Source organism: Paraburkholderia gardini (genome assembly GCF_907164545.1).
Lineage (GTDB): Bacteria > Pseudomonadota > Gammaproteobacteria > Burkholderiales > Burkholderiaceae > Paraburkholderia > Paraburkholderia gardini.
In genome coordinates this window covers 1-17,765 of sequence record NZ_CAJQZB010000034.1, presented here as the reverse complement: position 1 = coordinate 17,765, position 17,765 = coordinate 1, and the positions used below count along the sequence as shown (strand labels likewise).

General features: G+C 63.4%; 17 protein-coding genes. 14 read left to right on the top strand and 3 right to left on the bottom strand.

Translation table 11 applies throughout. The annotated features are described in order from the left end of the window. Positions 1 to 66: 66 nt before the first annotated feature. From LPA37_RS21150 to LPA37_RS21140, 3 genes are all read left to right on the top strand, one after another. Entirely contained in the window at positions 67 to 1,527 is a 1,461-nt protein-coding gene (locus LPA37_RS21150) for an efflux transporter outer membrane subunit (RefSeq protein WP_407672593.1), read from the top strand. A 169-nt stretch (positions 1,528 to 1,696) separates the two neighbouring features. Further along, positions 1,697 to 2,980, top strand: a complete 1,284-nt coding sequence (locus LPA37_RS21145; RefSeq protein ID WP_456093801.1) for an MFS transporter — start codon at positions 1,697 to 1,699, stop codon at positions 2,978 to 2,980. A gap of 258 nt (positions 2,981 to 3,238) precedes the next feature. Then, positions 3,239 to 3,424 carry a hypothetical protein gene (locus LPA37_RS21140; RefSeq protein ID WP_090534779.1) on the top strand — a complete coding sequence of 62 codons (186 nt, stop codon included), beginning with the start codon at positions 3,239 to 3,241 and terminating at the stop codon, positions 3,422 to 3,424. 123 nt (positions 3,425 to 3,547) lie between these two features. On the opposite strand, the gene mgrA is transcribed toward LPA37_RS21140, so the two are convergent. Continuing rightward, on the bottom strand, positions 3,548 to 4,591 hold the full coding sequence (gene mgrA, locus LPA37_RS21135) for an L-glyceraldehyde 3-phosphate reductase (RefSeq protein ID WP_228980124.1): 1,044 nt from the start codon (positions 4,589 to 4,591) through the stop codon (positions 3,548 to 3,550). Positions 4,592 to 4,751: 160 nt separating this feature from the next. On the opposite strand from mgrA, the gene LPA37_RS21130 reads away from it, so the two are divergent. Next, positions 4,752 to 4,955, top strand: coding sequence for a DUF3185 family protein (locus LPA37_RS21130; RefSeq protein ID WP_228980123.1), 204 nt, complete (start codon positions 4,752 to 4,754; stop codon positions 4,953 to 4,955). A gap of 82 nt (positions 4,956 to 5,037) precedes the next feature. Here LPA37_RS21130 and LPA37_RS21125 read toward each other — a convergent pair whose 3' ends face one another. Then, positions 5,038 to 5,817 (bottom strand): phytanoyl-CoA dioxygenase family protein, encoded by a 780-nt coding sequence (locus LPA37_RS21125; RefSeq protein ID WP_228980122.1) that lies wholly within the window; start codon positions 5,815 to 5,817, stop codon positions 5,038 to 5,040. Positions 5,818 to 6,244: 427 nt separating this feature from the next. On the opposite strand from LPA37_RS21125, the gene LPA37_RS21120 reads away from it, so the two are divergent. After that, positions 6,245 to 6,604 carry a hypothetical protein gene (locus LPA37_RS21120; RefSeq protein ID WP_229013650.1) on the top strand — a complete coding sequence of 120 codons (360 nt, stop codon included), beginning with the start codon at positions 6,245 to 6,247 and terminating at the stop codon, positions 6,602 to 6,604. A 150-nt stretch (positions 6,605 to 6,754) separates the two neighbouring features. Here LPA37_RS21120 and metK read toward each other — a convergent pair whose 3' ends face one another. Next, on the bottom strand, positions 6,755 to 7,942 hold the full coding sequence (gene metK, locus LPA37_RS21115) for a methionine adenosyltransferase (protein ID WP_228980117.1): 1,188 nt from the start codon (positions 7,940 to 7,942) through the stop codon (positions 6,755 to 6,757). A gap of 277 nt (positions 7,943 to 8,219) precedes the next feature. Here metK and LPA37_RS21110 point away from each other — a divergent pair, with 277 nt between their 5' ends. The 9 genes from LPA37_RS21110 to hslU all read left to right on the top strand — a co-directional run bounded on the left by LPA37_RS21110 (position 8,220) and on the right by hslU (position 17,597). After that, on the top strand, positions 8,220 to 9,104 hold the full coding sequence (locus tag LPA37_RS21110) for a lipid A biosynthesis lauroyl acyltransferase (protein ID WP_229013649.1): 885 nt from the start codon (positions 8,220 to 8,222) through the stop codon (positions 9,102 to 9,104). Between the two features lie 89 nt (positions 9,105 to 9,193). After that, entirely contained in the window at positions 9,194 to 10,060 is an 867-nt protein-coding gene (gene dapF, locus LPA37_RS21105) for a diaminopimelate epimerase (RefSeq protein ID WP_228980113.1), read from the top strand. 70 nt (positions 10,061 to 10,130) lie between these two features. After that, entirely contained in the window at positions 10,131 to 10,850 is a 720-nt protein-coding gene (locus tag LPA37_RS21100; protein ID WP_229013648.1) for a DUF484 family protein, read from the top strand. Positions 10,851 to 10,886: 36 nt separating this feature from the next. Next, positions 10,887 to 11,810, top strand: coding sequence for a tyrosine recombinase XerC (gene xerC, locus LPA37_RS21095; RefSeq protein WP_228980108.1), 924 nt, complete (start codon positions 10,887 to 10,889; stop codon positions 11,808 to 11,810). A 123-nt stretch (positions 11,811 to 11,933) separates the two neighbouring features. Beyond that, the gene (locus LPA37_RS21090) at positions 11,934 to 13,136 is read left to right on the top strand and encodes a class I SAM-dependent rRNA methyltransferase (protein WP_228980105.1); all 1,203 of its coding nucleotides are present in this window, start codon (positions 11,934 to 11,936) and stop codon (positions 13,134 to 13,136) included. Between the two features lie 166 nt (positions 13,137 to 13,302). Further along, a complete protein-coding gene (locus tag LPA37_RS21085) occupies positions 13,303 to 14,361 on the top strand; it encodes a CobW family GTP-binding protein (RefSeq protein ID WP_229013647.1) in 1,059 nt (352 codons plus the stop codon). A 573-nt stretch (positions 14,362 to 14,934) separates the two neighbouring features. Then, positions 14,935 to 15,354 carry an RNA polymerase-binding protein DksA gene (gene dksA, locus LPA37_RS21080; RefSeq protein WP_006050516.1) on the top strand — a complete coding sequence of 140 codons (420 nt, stop codon included), beginning with the start codon at positions 14,935 to 14,937 and terminating at the stop codon, positions 15,352 to 15,354. A 350-nt stretch (positions 15,355 to 15,704) separates the two neighbouring features. Further along, on the top strand, positions 15,705 to 16,241 hold the full coding sequence (gene hslV / locus LPA37_RS21075; protein WP_228875513.1) for an ATP-dependent protease subunit HslV: 537 nt from the start codon (positions 15,705 to 15,707) through the stop codon (positions 16,239 to 16,241). A gap of 9 nt (positions 16,242 to 16,250) precedes the next feature. Continuing rightward, positions 16,251 to 17,597: an ATP-dependent protease ATPase subunit HslU gene (gene hslU / locus LPA37_RS21070; protein WP_229013646.1), complete on the top strand. Its 1,347-nt coding sequence runs from the start codon at positions 16,251 to 16,253 to the stop codon at positions 17,595 to 17,597. Positions 17,598 to 17,765: the final 168 nt, after the last annotated feature.

Sequence of the window (17,765 nt, the reverse complement as noted above, 5' to 3'; positions counted from 1 at the left end):
CGACTTCATCGTTCGTCTCACCGGCGCGGGCTGCGTCTTTCGCTGGCAGCGATTGCAGCGGCATCGATGCTTGCGGGCTGCGTCGTGGGTCCGGACTACGTCAAACCGACCTCGACCACCGCCGCGACATACAAGGAACTCGAAGGCACCGGCTGGAAGCCCGCGCAACCCGCCGACCTCGGCACGCGCGGCGCGTGGTGGGAAGTCTACGGCGACCCGGCGCTAAACGCGCTCGAAACGCGCGTCGCCACCGAAAACCAGGACGTGCAGGCCGCGCAGGCGCGCTTTCGCGCGGCCCGCGCCACGGTCTCGCAGTTCCGCTCCAGCTTCTTTCCGTCCGTGACCGCATCCGGCGACTATTCGCGCGCGCGTTCGTCGGCCAACGTGCTGCACAAATCGACCGCCGGCCTCACGCTCAACGACTACCTCGTGCAGGCGGATGCATCGTGGGAACCCGATCTGTGGGGTCGCATCTCGCGCAGCGTCGAAGGCGCGAAAGCGGGCGCGCAGGCGAGCGCCGCCGATGCGCAGTCCGCGCTTCTGTCGATGCAGGCCGAACTCGCCACCGACTACTTCGAGCTGCGCGGTATCGATCAGGAGCATCAGCTGCTCGACAACACGATCAAGGCATATCGCGATGCGCTCGACCTGACGCAGCATCGCCGGGCGGGCGGCATCGCCACCGACGCCGATGTCGCGCAGGCGGAAACCCAGCTGCGAACCACCCAGGCGCAGGCGATCGATCTCGACGTGCAGCGCACGCAACTCGAGCACGCGATCGCCATCCTGACGGGCCAGAGTCCGTCGACGTTCTCGCTGCCCGTCGCGCCGCTCGTCGCGGTGCCGGTCGTGGCGCCGGCTGGCGTGCCGTCGGCGCTGCTCGAACGGCGGCCCGACATCGCTTCCGCGGAACGCCAGATGGCCGCGACGAACGCGCAGATCGGCGTTGCGACCGCGGCATTCTTTCCGGACCTGGTGCTGTCCGTCACCGGCGGTCTCGAAGCGACGAACGTCAGCTCGTGGCTGCTGGCGCCCTCGCGCTTCTGGTCGCTCGGGCCGACGCTTGCGGGCACGCTGCTCGACTTCGGCGGACGCGCGGCCGTGAAGGCAGAGGCGCAGGCGCACTACGACGAAAGCGTCGCGAACTATCGTCAGACCGTGCTCAGCGCGTTCGGCGACGTCGAGGACAATCTCGCCGCATTGCGCGTGCTCGAACAGGAAGCGCTCGCGCAGAACGATGCCGTGACGGCTGCGGAGCGCGCGCTCGCGGTGATCTCGGACCGCTACAAAAACGGCGCGATCACCTATCTCGATGTCGTCGTCGCGCAGACCACGGCGCTGTCGAACGAACGCCAGTCGGTCGCCATCGCGCGCCGCCGGATGGCCTCGAGCGTCGCGCTGATCAAGGCGCTCGGCGGCGGCTGGGACGCGTCGCAACTGCCCACCGACGAGCAGATCGTGCATCCCGATGCACCTTCGGGCACATCGACCGGTGCGGTGTCCAGCGCGCCGGCAACGCGCGGATAGCGACGCGCGCGGTACGCGTGGCGAGCGGCGTTGCGTTGCGTTGCATCGAATCCGGTGCGCGGCGCGCGTTTCGCGCAGCCGCGGGAACGCCATCGATTGCCCGCGCCGGCCACCTCTCACGCGTGACCGGCGTATCGTTGAGGTCTTTGCTTTTCCGGGAGACCGCTTCGTGAACGCTTCACAGAAACCTGACCGGCTGCCTGATCCGGCGGTTTCTTCAACTGCTTCGGGTCATGCGCCGGACGACGCTTCCGGCATTCCGTACCTGGAGCGCGGCACGCGCACCTACTGGCGTGCAAGTCTCGCGCTGCTGTTCGCCGGCTACGCGACGTTCTCACTGCTCTATTGCGTGCAACCGCTCCTGCCCGCGTTCTCGACGGCGTTCGGCGTCAGCCCCGCGCAAAGCAGTTTCTCGCTCTCACTCACGACGGCCACGCTCGCGTTCGCGATTTTCGTCGCGGGCTTTGTGTCGGAAGGCTGGAGCCGTCATCGTCTGATGACGGCGTCGCTCACGGCGTCGTCGGTGCTCACGCTCGCGGCGGCTTTCGCGCCGCAATGGCATCAGCTGCTGGTGCTGCGCGCGCTCGAAGGGCTCGCGCTCGGCGGCGTGCCGGCCGTCGCGATGGCTTATCTCGCCGAGGAAGTGCATCCCGAGGGCCTCGGCCTCGCGATGGGACTGTACGTGGGCGGCACGGCGATCGGCGGCATGGCGGGGCGCGTGATCACGGGCGTCGTCGCGAACCTGTTCGGCTGGCGTGTGTCGATTGCCGTCATCGGCGTGCTCGGCCTGCTGGCGATGCTCGCGTTTCGCACGCTGCTGCCGCCGTCGCGCCATTTCGTGCCTCGTCGCGGGCTGGGTTTTTCGCATCATCGAGCCGCGCTCGCGAAGCATTTCACGACCGCCGGACTGCCGGTCGTGTTCCTGATGGCGTTCGTGCTGATGGGCAGTTTCGTCACGTTGTACAACTACATCGGCTACCGGCTGCTCGCGCCGCCGTACCTGCTGAGCCAGGCCGAAATCAGCTCGATTTTCGTCGTGTATCTCACCGGCGTGGTCGCCTCGCCGTGGTCGGGACGCATGGCCGATACGTTCGGCCGGGCACGCGTGCTGATAGCAAGCCTCGTGCTCATGCTGAGCGGCGTGGCGCTGACGATGCTGCAACCGATCCTGGCGATCGCGGCCGGCATCGCGTGCCTGACGTTCGGCTTTTTCGCCGGACACGCAGTGGCAAGCGGCTGGGTCGGCCGGATGGCGAAAACGGCGAAAGGCCAGGCCGCCGCGCTGTATCTGCTCGCGTATTACCTCGGATCAAGCATCGTGGGTTCGTACGGCGGACACGTGTGGGTGAAGCACGGCTGGAACGGCGTGGTTTCGCTCGTCACGTTGCTGTTGCTGTGCGGCATCGCGGGGGCGTGGTGGCTGCGCGCGCGCGAACGGCAAGGCCTCGCGTAAACCACGAGCCACCGCGCGCATCGAAAGGTCGTTGCAAGGCGCCGTCACACTTTTGCGTGACCACTTCAAACAGGTGCCAGACCGCGTCGGGCCCCACCTGGCGCGCCTCCGGCTATGCGAAACGCCGCGCTGCGGCGCCGCATCACGGCGCTGTCCGTCAAACCGTCGCCTATACTCAAATCACGCGGTTGCTCCGCTTTCATTACAACTACAGCGGGCCTCGCGCAGAAATATGCAGCAACACATAAGGAGACGGGCATGACGACCTATTTCACGATCGGTGATTTCATTCTGGTCATTCCGATGGCGCTAGCCGGTGCGCTCTTTCTTGGCGCGTGCCCGTGTGCAACCGAGTTCAGGCATAACGTGTTGCGCGTGCTGGGCGCGCTACTCGGCGTGGTCGTTGCGGTGCTGCTGGTCGAAGGCCTACCCGCACTGGTCTAGCTACCCGATCACGCGGATCGCCGGGGCAGGCGCTCCGCATACGTGAAGCACACGTGAAAAAGCCGCCTTGCGGCGGCTTTCCGGATACACCTGCGCGATCAAACGCGAGGGCCGCGCAGCCGGTCAGACGTGCTGATCGGTCGACGGCTTTTCCCACAGGTTGACGCCGCCTTCGGTCGCGTAACGATCGATTTCAGCCAGTTCTTCCTTCGAAAACTCAAGGTTCTTCAACGCACCGGCATTCTCGCGCACCTGCTCCGGCTTGCTCGCGCCGATCAGTGCCGACGTCACGCGGCCACCGCGCAGCGTCCAGGCAAGCGCCATCTGCGCGAGGCTCTGGCCGCGGCGTTGCGCGATTTCGTTGAGCTTGCGCACGTGCTCCATGTTTTGCGCGCTCAGATGCTCCTGCTTGAGCGAACCGCCACCCGCCTTGTTGACGCGTGCGTCCTGCGGCACGCCGTTCAGATACTTGCCGGTCAGAAGACCTTGCGCGAGCGGCGTGAACGCGATACTGCCGGCGCCGATGCCATCGAGCGTGTCGAGCAGTTCATGCTCGACCCAGCGGTTCAGCATGTTGTACGCCGGCTGGTGGATCAGCAGCGGCACCTTGTATTCGCTGAGCAGCTTCGCCATTTCACGCGTTTTTGCCGGCGAATACGACGAAATGCCGATGTACAGCGCCTTGCCCTGTTGCACCGCAGTAGCGAGCGCACCGGCGGTTTCCTCGAGCGGCGTGTCGGCGTCGAAACGATGCGAATAGAAAATGTCGACGTAATCGAGGCCCATGCGCTGCAGGCTCTGATCGAGACTCGCGAGCACGTACTTGCGCGAGCCGCCGCCCTGACCGTACGGACCCGGCCACATGTCCCAGCCCGCCTTCGACGAGATCAGCAGTTCGTCGCGGTACGGCTTGAAATCGTCCTTGAAATGGCGGCCGAAATTCGTTTCCGCGCTACCGTACGGCGGCCCGTAATTGTTCGCCAGATCGAAGTGCGTGATGCCGAGATCGAACGCGGTGCGCAGGATGTCGCGTTGCGTCGAGAAAGGCGTCGTATCGCCGAAGTTGTGCCACAGGCCGAGCGACAGCGCCGGCAGCTTGAGCCCCGACTTGCCGCAGACGCGGTATTGCATGTCCGAATAGCGTTCTGATGCTGCTTCGTAAGCCATCGCTGGAATTCCCTGATAGAGGCTGAAAAGGCGTGCTGAACTGTGTATGGTAGCCAATCGGGGCGTCGACTGCATCGCCCCACACTGCGGGACGAAGGATGGACGTTGCCACGTCGCTCGCCTAAACTGCGGCGACCATGTTTAACGATGAGGGATTTTCATGACCAGAGCGATCTCGTTTGCGTTGATCGTTGGCGGCGTGGTGCTGCTTTACTTCGGCGGCCAGTCGTTCCACTCGTTCAGCAACGATGTCTCGCGCGTCTTCACGGGCGCACCGACAAACAAGACGATCTTTCTGATCGCAGGCGGGGTGGTCGCGACACTTGCCGGGCTCACCGGTCTCGTCGTGTCGGGCAAGCGCTAGATCCGCGCGCGATGAGCGGCGATTGACGATTGAAACACCGCTCATCGTTTGCGGTTACCGGTTGAAGATCGCCGGTCGAGCTTCAGAACGCGACTTCCGGAATCGACGCCGACCGCGATCCGGGCAGCGGCACATTGCTCGCGCCGTGATACGTGAACACGAGCGAAAATTTCACGTCGTCGCTGATATTCTTGCCGGCGGAATGCAGCGTGTTGCAGTGGAAGAACACGACGTCGCCGGCCTGCAGTTCCGGCGAGATCGCCGTCTGGATCAGCGCCTGATTTTCGGGCAGATCGGAGCGGAAAAATTTCGCCTGATCGAAGCGCTCCGACGTGAACGGCGCGGTGTGCGACAGCGGCACAAACCAGAGCGCGCCGTTGTCGACCGTTTCGGGTCCGAGCGCGACCCACACCGACACCAGGTCATCCCGCTCGAACGACCAGTACCGCACGTCGCGATGCCAGCCCGTCAGGCTGCCGTACGCGGGGTGCTTCGTCATCATGCAGTTGTGATGCGCGCGCGACAGGCGCGGCTCCTCGCCGAAATACAGTTCCATCCAGCCACGAATTTCCGGCGCGGTCGCCCATTCGCGAAAGAGCGGATCGCGCTGGTAAGCATCGAGCAGGCGCCGCACGGTGTGTCCGCCAGGCGCATGCTTCGACTCGGGCGCGCCCGGATAGCGCAGATCCGCCTCGAATTCGAGCGGCGCGGCGGCCTCCTGCAACTGCCGCTGCGCCACCTGCTTCATCTGCGCGCAGCGCTCTGGCGAAAGCAGGCCGGGCACGACCACGAAGCCGCGTTCGCGCAGCACCTGTACCTGTTCCTTTTTCGAATGAAGCGAAGGATGCGACTGTACTGACATGGAGACATTCCGGTTCGGCTGGCTAATACCGGATTGTAAAACGTACCCGATCCTGCTGCGCGCGCGATCGGCGACCGCGCAAACGGCTACCTTGACGTATCGCACATCCGAGGGGCAGCCCCGCACGAAAAACGGTCACGGGCGCGCGATTGCAGTTCATGGCCCGTGTTTGCAACAGGGTTATGACCTGCATTTTCCGCACTCTCAAGGGGAAAAACCCGACTTCCTGGCGTCATGAATCGCGTGTAGCCTGCATGCATGTTGATTGCCCATCCCGCCTCTGCGGTGCGCGCGCGGCCTGTGACGGCTGCCGCGGCATCGATCCACGCATTTCCCGGTTTCTCCATCGACCCCGCTGGCCTGTTTGGTGCTTCGTTCAACGCACCTGCCATCGCTTGTCCGATGCCCTATTTTTCTGACTGAAACCATGCACACCTTATCGAGCACCAGTCTTACCCGCGCCGCGTTGAAGGCTGCGCGTCCCGCGCGCCGCCACGTCATGCGTGCGTTGCGTCATCATTCGGCGCGTACGCGCGCACTCGCCGGGCAATGGCGCGACGCGAAGCCCGTCGACAGTCTTCGCATGTGGTTTCACTCGTTTTTCGCGGCGCTTCGCGTAAGTAGCGGTTCACATCGTTTCTCGCTGCGCACGCTGCTGCGCAAGCCGACGACCCTGCGCACGCTGAACGCGCGTCCGGCCGCGGTGGTTCGAAGCACGAGCCGTCGCCCGCGTCGCGTGTCGGTCACGAGCACGGGCTGGTTTGCGTTTGCGTTTGCGACGCATTGAATCAAAGGCTGTGGCCGGGCGTTGAGCCCGGCTGGCGCAAGGCCAGACCGCCGCAGCACAATTTTCCGGATTTGCAATAAAAAACCCCGCGCGGCGCAGGCCGGCGGGGTTTTTCTGTGTAGAACACAAACTTCGCGTGCAGGACCCGGATCAGGCCAGTGCGGCAACCGGTTCGGTGCCGGCCGCTTCCGCGAGCGCGAGCGCCTTGTCGGCCGATTCCCACGAGAATTCCGGCTCTTCGCGGCCGAAGTGACCGTAAGCAGCGGTTTTCTCGTAGATCGGGCGCAGCAGGTCGAGCATCTGGACGATGCCCTTCGGACGCAGGTCGAAGTGTTCCAGGACCAGACGCGTGATCGTTGCATCCGACACGCGGCCCGTGCCGAACGTGTTGACCATCACCGAAGTCGGCTGCGCCACACCGATGGCGTACGACACCTGAATCAGGCAGCGCGAAGCCAGGCCCGCCGCGACGATGTTCTTCGCGACATAACGGCCGGCATAAGCCGCCGAACGGTCGACCTTCGAAGGATCCTTGCCCGAGAACGCGCCGCCGCCGTGCGGTGCCGCGCCGCCGTACGTGTCGACGATGATCTTGCGGCCGGTCAGGCCGCAGTCGCCTTGCGGGCCGCCGATCACGAACCGGCCAGTCGGGTTCACGAGGAACTTGATGTCGCCCTTGATCAGCTCAGCGGGCAGTGTCGGCTTGATGATTTCCTCGATCACGGCTTCGCGCAGCGTCGACAGTTCGATGTCCGGCGAATGCTGCGTGGACAGCACGACGGTGTCGATGGCATGCGGCTTGCCGTCGACGTAGCGCACCGTGACCTGCGACTTCGCGTCCGGACGCAGCCACGGCAGACGGCCGTCGCGGCGCAGATTGGCCTGGCGTTCGACCAGACGATGCGACAGGTGGATCGGCAGCGGCATCAGTTCCGGCGTTTCGTCGCACGCGTAACCGAACATCAGGCCCTGGTCGCCCGCGCCCTGATCGAGGTTGTTGTCGTGCGCGCGGTCCACGCCCTGGGCGATGTCCGGCGACTGCTTGTCGTACGCGACGAGCACCGCGCAACCGCGGTAGTCGATGCCGTAATCGGTGTTGTCGTAGCCGATGCGCTTGATCGTTTCGCGCGCGACCTGGATGTAGTCGACGTTGGCCGTCGTGGTGATTTCGCCGGCCAGCACGACGAGACCGGTGTTGCACAGCGTTTCCGCTGCAACACGCGAATATTTGTCCTGTGCCAGGATAGCGTCGAGAATCGCGTCCGAAATCTGGTCGGCGACCTTGTCCGGATGACCCTCGGAAACGGATTCGGAGGTGAAGAAGTAATCGTTTGCCACGTTGCAGACTCCTGTTATGTGGTTACGGTTGAGTTTCACGTAGCCAGCTCCGGAGGCCTGAAGCGGCGACGCTTTAGCGGATTTACAAACCATCGGACGCGCAAACACTGTGTTGGCACCCGTCAGCTTCGCCCCGCAAGTTGTCTATTAACTCGGCGAAGCCCTTATTATAGCGACTTCCTCAGATTGTCACAGAACGACCTCGCGTGATGTATTACGTCCTTTTTTCTGATTTCCTGAAGACGCTTCCGTGCTGCACCCCACACGGGGAAGCCGCATGCTGAGCCGCTATGGGGCCAAATTCGGGATCGCGCTGCTGAAATTATTTGCGCTTTTGCCGTACGGTTTCGTCGCGCGTCTCGGTGACGGCCTCGGCTGGCTGCTGTATCAGATCCCGAGCCAACGCAAGCGCATTGTTCATATCAATCTGAAGTTGTGCTTCCCGGAATGGAGCGACGAACGCCGCACAGACGTCGCACAAAAGCACTTTCGCCACGCGATCCGCAGTTATCTGGAACGTAGCGTCCAGTGGTTCGGCTCGGCGCGAAAACTGGAAAAGCTGGTGCAGGTGAACAGCGCAATCGATCTGAACGATCCCGATCTGCCGCCTACGCTCTTTCTCGGCCTGCATTTCGTCGGCATCGAGGCAGGCTCGATTTTCCTGAACTATTCGCTGCATCGGACCTGCGGCTCCCTCTATCAGCCGATGTCGAATCCGGAATTCGAAGCCGTGGCAAAGGCCGCGCGCAGCCGGTTCGACGCCGAAATGGCGAGCCGCGCCGACAGCGCGCGCATCGTGCTGCGCTGGCTGCGCGATCGCAAGCCCGTGATGCTCGGCGCCGACATGGATTACGGCATGCGCAATTCGACGTTCGTGCCCTTCTTTGGCGTGCCGGCGTGCACACTGACCGCCGTCGGCCGGCTCGCGAAAGTGGGCCGCGCGCAGGTGGTGCCGTTCATCGGCGAGGTGCTGCCGAACTACAAGGGTTACCGGCTGAACGTATTCAAGCCGTGGGACAACTACCCCACCGGCGACGATGACCTTGATGCACGCCGCATGAACGCGTTTCTCGAGGAGCAGATCCCTAACATGCCGGAGCAGTACTACTGGGTGCACAAGCGTTTCAAGACGCGCCCGCCCGGTGACCCGAGCGTTTACTGAACGCGGCGCATCTGGTGGCACCCTGGCCAGATGACCAATGTCGTAACCGGCACCCACGCGCATACTCGCGCGTCCCTTACAATAGTGGGATGAAACTCAAATTCACCAAAATGCACGGCGCGGGCAATGACTTCGTCGTGCTCGACGGCTACACGCAACCTGTCTCGCTGACGGCGGCACAGGTGCGCGCGCTCGCGGACCGTCATTTCGGCGTCGGTGCCGACCAGTTGCTGCTGGTCGAACGACCCACCGTGGAAGGTGTCGACTTTCGCTATCGCATCTTCAATTGCGACGGCGGCGAGGTCGAGCATTGCGGCAACGGCGCGCGGTGCTTCGTCAAATTCGTGCGCGACGCGCATCTGACCGACAAACACACCGTGCGCGTGCAGGTACAGAACGGCCTTGTCACGCTCACCATGCAGGAGAACGGCGACGTGTCCGTCGATATGGGCGCGCCGGTGTTCGAGCCCGCGCGCGTCCCGTTCGATGCCGGTGGCCTCGAAGGGCGCCGCGAAGGCGGCGACACGCTCTGGCCGCTCGACGTGAACGGCGCCACGCGTGAGATTTCGGTTATATCGATGGGCAATCCGCATGCGGTGCAGATCGTCGGCGACGTCGAGGCGTTTGCCGTCGGCACCGACGGCCCCGCGATCGAAAAGCATCCGCGCTTTCCGCAGAAGGTGAACGCCGGTTTCATGCAGATCGTCACGCGCAACGAAATCAGGCTGCGCGTCCATGAGCGCGGTGCGGGCGAAACGCTCGCGTGCGGCACGGGCGCGTGCGCGGCGGTCGCGGCGGGCATCCGTCGCGGGCTGCTCGATTCGCCCGTCACAGTGCATACCCATGGCGGCGCGCTGACCATTACATGGAACGGCGCCCGGGACGAGGCCGCGCCGCTCATGATGGCGGGCCCGGCCACGACCGTGTTCGAAGGCGAGATCGAGCTGGCCGGCTAGCTGCAAACAGAATCCATCAATAATCCATCATTAACCACTCCACGCCCCGCGCATCCCTTAAGCCGAAACCATGAACGATCGCGAAGTCGCCGAATACCTGCTTGCCAACCCTGATTTTTTCGCCGAACACGCGGAAATGCTCGCGACCATCCGCCTGGCGAATCCGCACGGGAAAGCAGCGGTGTCGCTGCAGGAACGGCAGATGGACATGCTGCGCGACAAGAACAAACACCTTGAACGGCGGCTCGCCGAGCTGCTGCGCTACGGTCACGAAAACGACAGCATCGCGGCCAGATTCAGCCGCTGGACGACGCGCGTGATGTCAGAACGCGATCCGCACGCGCTGCCGCGCACGATCGCCGACGGCCTGCGCGACATCTTTGACGTGCCACAGGCGGCGCTGCGCGTGTGGGACGTCTCCGAGCCGTACGCGCACGCGGAATTCGCGCGCCACGTCGGCGAGGAAGTCCGCATTTTCGCGAATAGTCTGGCCACGCCGTATTGCGGCGCGAACACCGGTTTCGAGGCCGCGCAATGGCTCGCACCCGCGCTCACGGCGGTCCCGGACGAGAACAACGTTCCTGCCGAAGACGCTCCGGCGCAATCCATCGCTTCCATCGCGCTGCTCGCGCTGCGCGACCCGGAAGCCGAGGCCGATGCAAGCGCGTTCGGCTTGCTCGTGATGGGCTCGCCGGATACCCGGCGCTTTCACGACGGCATGGCAACCGATTTCCTCACGCAGATCGGCGCGCTCGCCAGCGCGGCGCTGAGCCGCCTGTTGCCGCGCTAAACGCCTGCCCGCGTCCACCCCTCGCACCCAGAGACCGTGAATCCCGCCGATCCTGTCGCCGCTTATCTCTCGAGCCTCGAGCATGAGCGGCGGCTGTCGGAGCACACGCTGCGCGGCTACGCACACGAACTCGACGAACTGAAGAAACTCGCGAACGGTCGCCCGCTCCAGCAGCTCACCGCCACCGATATTCGCGGCGCGGTCGCGCGGGCGCACGCGGGCGGCCTGTCGGCGCGCTCGATCAGTCATCGTCTTTCGTCGTGGCGCGCGTTCTATCGCTGGCTCGCCGGGCGGATCGATCTGCCGGTGAATCCGGTCGCTACCATCCGTGCGCCAAAGCAGGCGAAAACCCTGCCGAAAGCGCTTTCCGTCGACGACGCGCACACGCTGATGGAAGCGCCCCCCGCGAGCACCGCCGAAGGGCTACGCGATCACGCGATGCTGGAACTGTTCTACTCGTCCGGGCTGCGGCTCTCGGAACTGATCGGGCTGGACATCGCGTTCGCCGACCGCGACGGCTATCGCTCGGCAGGCTGGCTCAAGCTCGACGCGACCGAGGTCGAAGTGCTCGGCAAGGGCAACCGGCGCCGCGTCGTGCCGGTCGGTGCGAAGGCGCTCGATGCGCTGCGCGCCTGGATCGCCGTGCGCGATGAATTCGTGAAACACGATCCGCACCCGCTGTTTCTCTCGTCGCGCGGCAACCGGATGTCGCCGAACGTCGTGCGCGATCGCGTGAAGCGTGCCGCGATGCTCGCGGGCATTCCCGCGAACGTGCATCCGCACGTGCTGCGTCACTCGTTCGCCACGCACGTGCTGCAGTCGAGCGGCGACCTGCGCGCGGTGCAGGAACTGTTGGGGCACGCGAGCATCACCGCCACGCAGGTCTATACGGCGCTCGATTTCCAGCATCTGGCGCGGGTCTACGATCAGGCGCATCCGCGCGCCAAAAAGCGCGACTAGCCATACTCTTTCCGGCGCCCGAATTGATGCGCGCCGGCCATATCAATGCATCTTCCCGCAGCGCCCAGGGCACAGACGTCCGCCCGGTCGCCCGCACGCAATAGCCCCTCGCAAAGTCAAATCATGATCACCGTCACGCTGAAATCGTCGAAAGAGAAGTCGCTGCTGCGCCGCCATCCGTGGGTCTATGCGAACGCGATCGATCGCGTCGACGGTGAGCCGGCTTCGGGCGCGACCGTCATCGTCCGGGCGCACGACGGCCGGTTTCTGGCGCGCGCGGCGTATAGCGCGCACTCGCAGATCCGCGCGCGCGTCTGGAGCTTCGACGAGGCCGAGCCCGTCGATCACGCGTTCTTCAGGCGCCGCGTGCAGCGCGCGCTCGCACATCGTCAAAAGATGGTGCAGAACACCGGCGCCGTGCGGCTGATTTTCGGTGAGGCGGACGGTTTGCCCGGTCTCGTCGTCGACTACTACATCGCCGACGATGAAACACAGCGCGGCCAGATCGTCTGCCAGTTCATGGCAGCGGGCGTCGAGGCGTGGAAGGAAGCGATCGTCGCGGCGCTGACAGATGCAACGGGTTGTCCGAACGTCTACGAACGCTCCGACGTGTCGATCCGCGAGAAGGAAGGCCTCGAACAGACAACCGGCGTGCTGGCCGGCGACGAACCGCCGGCCACGCTGATCTCGACGGAAAACGGCGTGCGCTATCACGTCGACGTACGCAACGGCCACAAGACGGGTTTCTACGTCGACCAGCGCGACAACCGCGCGCTCGTGCAGCAGTTTGCACAGGGTCGCGACGTGCTCAACTGCTTCTGCTATACCGGCGGCTTTTCGCTCGCCGCGTTAAAGGGCGGCGCACAGCGCGTGGTGTCGATCGATTCGTCCGGCGAGGCGCTCGCGCTTGCGCAGCAGAACGTGACGGCTAACGGTTTCGACGCTGCGCGCGCCACCTGGCTCGATGCCGACGCGTTCAAGACGCTACGCCGTCTTTACGACGAAGGCGAACGTTTCGACCTGATCGTGCTGGATCCGCCCAAATTCGCGCCGTCGCGCGAACATGTGGACCGCGCGGCGCGCGCCTACAAGGACATCAACCTGACCGGGCTGAAACTGCTTCGGCCGGGCGGCCTGCTCTTCACCTATTCGTGCTCCGGCGCGATCGATGCCGAACTGTTCCAGAAAATCGTCTCCAGTGCCGCCTCCGACGCGCGGATCGACGCGCGCATCCTGAAGCGGCTCGGCGCGGGCGTCGACCATCCGCTGCTGACCGCGTTTCCGGAAGGCGAGTATCTGAAAGGCCTGTTGTTGCAAATCGCCTGATCGCCCATAGTTTCGGGATATTTCCCGTGGCCGGATTCCGGCGGGGTGCCGCTGGCCGTGCAGCCGCAAGCGGTGCCTTGACAGATATGTTTCAATAACAGACCGATCGAGTGGCCGCCGGCGCGCGGCCCCGCACCTGATTTCACGTATTTAACAGGCAGACACCATGATTCCCGTTACCATCCTGACCGGCTTTCTCGGCAGCGGCAAAACCACGCTGCTCAAGCGCATCCTGAACGAAAAGCACGGCATGAAGATCGCCGTGATCGAAAACGAGTTCGGCGAAGAGAACATCGATAACGAAATCCTCGTGCAGGACGCGAACGAGCAGATCATCCAGATGAGCAACGGCTGCATCTGCTGCACGATCCGCGGCGACCTCGCGCGCGTGCTCAGCGACCTGGCCGCGAAAAAGCAGGCCGGCGAACTGGATTTCGACCGCGTCGTGATCGAAACCACCGGTCTCGCCAATCCGGGTCCCGTGGCGCAGACGTTCTTTATGGATAACGAGATCGCCGACGAATTCCTGCTCGACGCGATCATCACGCTCGTCGACGCAAAACACGCGGATCACCAGCTCGACGAGCATGAAGTCGTGCAGCGTCAGGTCGGCTTCGCTGACCGCCTGTTCATCACGAAGGCCGATCTCGTCGACGACAAGGCGCTTGGCGACCTGCGTCACCGTCTGCTGCACATGAACCCGAAAGCGGCGATCAGGATCGTCAATTTCGGTGAGGCCGACATCAAGGAAATCTTCGATCTGCGCGGCTTCAACCTGAATGCGAAACTCGAAATCGACCCGGATTTCCTCGCCGAAGACGACCACGACCACGACCACGACCACGCACATGATGATCACGATCACGGCAAGTGCGATCACGAAGGTCACGACCACGATCACGCCCATCACCACCACGCGCATCACGACGACAAGATCAAATCGTTCGTCTACCGCAGCGAGCGGCCGTTCGACCCGAACCGCCTCGAAGACTTCCTCGGCGGCATCCTGCAGATCTACGGCGAGCGTCTGCTGCGCTACAAGGGCGTGCTGTACATGAAGGGCGTCGATCGCAAGGTGGTGTTCCAGGGCGTGCATCAGATGATGGGCAGCGATCTCGCGTCCAAATGGCAGCCGGTTGAAAAGAAAAACAGCAAGATGGTGTTTATCGGTATCGAACTGCCGCAAGACCTGATTACTGACGGCCTCGACGCCTGCCTTGCCTGAAGCGGCCGCACTGCGCGAAAACAGGAAGCGGCCCGAAACCGGTAAATCTGGCCTCGCCAGTGCGGCCGGGCCATTCAAAAATGCGGCATATATGAAAGGCGCGTGAAAACCCTGTTGTGCAAAACCATGAACGACCATCGCTTTTTGGTCGTCAGCGCGTTATATTTTCAGGATATTGGCAGTGGCAGCAGGGATTTCCCCCGGTTGTCGTCCCGTATTGTGATTCAGTTACAATACGGGCCCACTGGAGAATGACAACGAAATGCCCGGGACATTGCAGCTCGCACCGGGCACACACGGCGCCGGAAAATCTCATCCGGAATTCACGTCGGCATGCCGGTTGGCACACCGGTTTCGGGGAGCGCGCTGCCGGTAGAAAGATCATGCCTCAGGAGCATTTGTAGACCGGTTTCCAGAGGAGTTCGGCCCCGCATCGGCGCCTTTGGCGTCACGACAGCCCACCGTCCGTGTTCGCCGTCGCTCATTTGAGCGTTAATCAGGGCATCTTTGCGGGCAACACGAAAGAGCGGGCAATATGTATGAGTTTTGCCTCACATTGAAGAAGCAAGCCAGATGACGACGAAACGACTCTTGACCGAAGCCGAAATCCTGAAGATGAGCGACAAGGATTACATGAATGAGGATCAGCTCGCTTTCTTCAAGAACAAGCTCGAACAGCTGCAGGCGGAAATTCTCCGCAATGCCGGCCAGACGACTGAAAACCTGCGTGAAACCGTGATCGTGCCGGACCCGGCCGACCGCGCGACGATCGAGGAAGAGCATGCGCTGGAACTGCGCACGCGCGACCGCGAACGCAAGCTGCTGAAGAAGGTTCAGCAATCGCTCGCACGCATCGATTCGGGCGACTACGGCTGGTGCGAGGAAACCGGCGAGCCGATCGGCATTCCGCGTCTGCTCGCACGCCCCACGGCAACCCTGTCGCTCGAAGCGCAGGAACGCCGCGAGCTGCGCCAGAAGCTGTTCGGCGACTAACCGCCGCGGCGCGGTTTCGGCCCGCGCCCCAATACGCTGCTTCGTCGAGAGGCGCACGGTGTTCCGTGCGCCTTTTTTCTTCCGGGGCGCGCCCTTTCGTACTGCCGGCGCGGCCGTTTCGGCCCCATCTTTTTACGCGTTTTTTCTTCTTTATCCCGCCTTTTTCCGCCGTTAGCCATCCGGCCGACTCTTGATATGGCGGCGCACGCCCTAAAATAAATCCGACATGCGTTGCACGAGCGCGCGCGCCTTTGCCTGGTTTTCCGCGTTGCGCGCCGTCCGCTTACCCGGATTCAAGTAGTGGCGCACAGCGCTGCTGCGTCCTTCCCGTTTTTGCAAAAGGAACGCATATGGAGCAATTTCACGGCACGACGATCGTTTCCGTGCGGCGCGGCGACAAGGTCGCGCTCGGCGGCGACGGCCAGGTGACACTGGGCAACATCGTCATGAAAGGCGGTGCAAAAAAAGTCCGGCGCATCTATGGCGGCAAGGTGATGGTCGGTTTCGCCGGCGGCACGGCCGACGCCTTTTCGCTCCTCGACCGCTTCGAAGCCAAGCTCGAAAAACATCAGGGCAACCTCACGCGGGCAGCCGTCGAACTCGCCAAGGACTGGCGCACCGACCGCATGCTGCGCCGCCTCGAGGCCATGCTGATCACCGCCGACGCACACACCACGCTCGTCATCACCGGCAACGGCGACGTGCTCGATCCTGAAGGCGGCATCTGCGCCATCGGCTCGGGCGGTGCGTACGCGCAGGCGGCGGCCGCGGCGCTTCTCGCGAACACGGATCTTTCACCGCGCGAGATCGTCGAAAAGGCGCTGGAGATTGCCGGCGACATGTGTATCTACACGAACCATAACCGCGTCATCGAGACGATCGAGTAAGGACCCACGATGAGCACCATGACTCCAGCCGAGATCGTCTCGGAACTCGACAAACACATCATCGGTCAGGACCGTGCAAAGAAGGCGGTCGCGGTCGCGCTGCGCAACCGCTGGCGTCGTCAGCAGGTCGAAGAGCCGCTGCGCCAGGAAATCACGCCGAAGAACATTCTGATGATCGGGCCGACAGGTGTCGGTAAAACCGAAATCGCGCGCCGTCTGGCCAGGCTCGCCGACGCGCCGTTCATCAAGATCGAAGCCACGAAGTTCACGGAAGTCGGCTACGTCGGTCGCGACGTCGACAGCATCGTGCGCGATCTGATGGAAATCTCCATCAAGCAGACGCGCGAAACGGAAATGCGCAAGGTTCGCACGAAGGCCGAAGATCAGGCCGAAGACCGCATTCTCGACATCCTGCTGCCAACGGCGCGACCCGTCGGTTTTGGCGCAAGCTCGAGCGCGGCCGACACCGTCGACGAAAGCAGCACCACGCGTCAGACATTCCGCAAGCGTCTGCGCGAAGGTCTTCTCGACGACAAGGAAATCGAACTCGACGTCGAGCAACCGCAGGTCGGCATGGACATCATGGGGCCGCCGGGCATGGAAGACATGACCGAGCAGATCCGTTCGATGTTCGCGAACATCGGCGGCGGCAAGAAAACGCGTCGCAAGCTGAAGGTCAAGGAAGCGCTGAAGCTGCTGACCGACGAGGAAGCCGGCAAGATGCTCAACGACGAAGAAGTCAAGGCAATGGCCGTGCGTAACGTCGAGCAGAACGGCATCGTGTTCCTCGACGAGATCGACAAGATCGCGTCACGCAATGAAGCCGGCGGCGGCGAGGTGTCGCGGCAGGGTGTGCAGCGCGATCTGCTGCCGCTCGTCGAAGGCACCACGATCAACACGAAGTACGGCATGGTGAAGACGGATCACGTTCTGTTCATCGCGAGCGGTGCGTTCCATCTGGCCAGGCCGAGTGACCTGATTCCCGAGCTGCAGGGTCGCTTCCCGATTCGCGTCGAACTCGATTCGCTTTCGGTGAAAGACTTTGAATCGATTCTTGTCGCAACGGACGCGAGCCTCGTCAAACAGTACCAGGCGCTGCTCGCTACCGAAGACGTGCATCTCGACTTCGCTGAAGACGGCATTCGCCGCCTGGCCGAAATCGCGTTTTCGGTGAACGAAAAAACCGAGAACATCGGCGCGCGCCGTCTCTATACGGTGATCGAAAAGCTGCTCGAGGAAGTGTCGTTCTCCGCGGGCAATCACGCGGGCACGAACGTCACGATCGACGCGGCCTATGTCGATCGTGCGCTGAACGAAGTCGCCGAAGACGAGGACCTGTCGCGCTACGTGCTGTAGTCCCGCGCGACGGCGCTGCCTGCAATGCCGTCGACGCACACACTATCCGGCACCCGCCGGGTAGACCATACGGCATCACGCACATCGGCATAGGGGACGGCCATGAGGCCGTACCCCTGCCACACCACCCGGCATGCGGGTCCGCACCGGGCGGTTCGGGAAGTTGAG

Bases quoted from the DNA above. Each gene is read 5' to 3' on its own strand.
- LPA37_RS21150 (WP_407672593.1), top strand. From the start codon at position 67: ATGCTTGCGGGCTGCGTCGTGGGTCCGGACTACGTCAAACCGACCTCG.
- LPA37_RS21140 (WP_090534779.1), top strand. From the start codon at position 3,239: ATGACGACCTATTTCACGATCGGTGATTTCATTCTGGTCATTCCGATG.
- mgrA (WP_228980124.1), bottom strand. From the start codon at position 4,591: ATGGCTTACGAAGCAGCATCAGAACGCTATTCGGACATGCAATACCGC.
- LPA37_RS21130 (WP_228980123.1), top strand. From the start codon at position 4,752: ATGACCAGAGCGATCTCGTTTGCGTTGATCGTTGGCGGCGTGGTGCTG.
- LPA37_RS21125 (WP_228980122.1), bottom strand. From the start codon at position 5,817: ATGTCAGTACAGTCGCATCCTTCGCTTCATTCGAAAAAGGAACAGGTA.
- LPA37_RS21120 (WP_229013650.1), top strand. From the start codon at position 6,245: ATGCACACCTTATCGAGCACCAGTCTTACCCGCGCCGCGTTGAAGGCT.
- LPA37_RS21110 (WP_229013649.1), top strand. From the start codon at position 8,220: ATGCTGAGCCGCTATGGGGCCAAATTCGGGATCGCGCTGCTGAAATTA.
- dapF (WP_228980113.1), top strand. From the start codon at position 9,194: ATGAAACTCAAATTCACCAAAATGCACGGCGCGGGCAATGACTTCGTC.
- LPA37_RS21100 (WP_229013648.1), top strand. From the start codon at position 10,131: ATGAACGATCGCGAAGTCGCCGAATACCTGCTTGCCAACCCTGATTTT.
- LPA37_RS21090 (WP_228980105.1), top strand. From the start codon at position 11,934: ATGATCACCGTCACGCTGAAATCGTCGAAAGAGAAGTCGCTGCTGCGC.
- LPA37_RS21085 (WP_229013647.1), top strand. From the start codon at position 13,303: ATGATTCCCGTTACCATCCTGACCGGCTTTCTCGGCAGCGGCAAAACC.
- dksA (WP_006050516.1), top strand. From the start codon at position 14,935: ATGACGACGAAACGACTCTTGACCGAAGCCGAAATCCTGAAGATGAGC.
- hslV (WP_228875513.1), top strand. From the start codon at position 15,705: ATGGAGCAATTTCACGGCACGACGATCGTTTCCGTGCGGCGCGGCGAC.
- hslU (WP_229013646.1), top strand. From the start codon at position 16,251: ATGAGCACCATGACTCCAGCCGAGATCGTCTCGGAACTCGACAAACAC.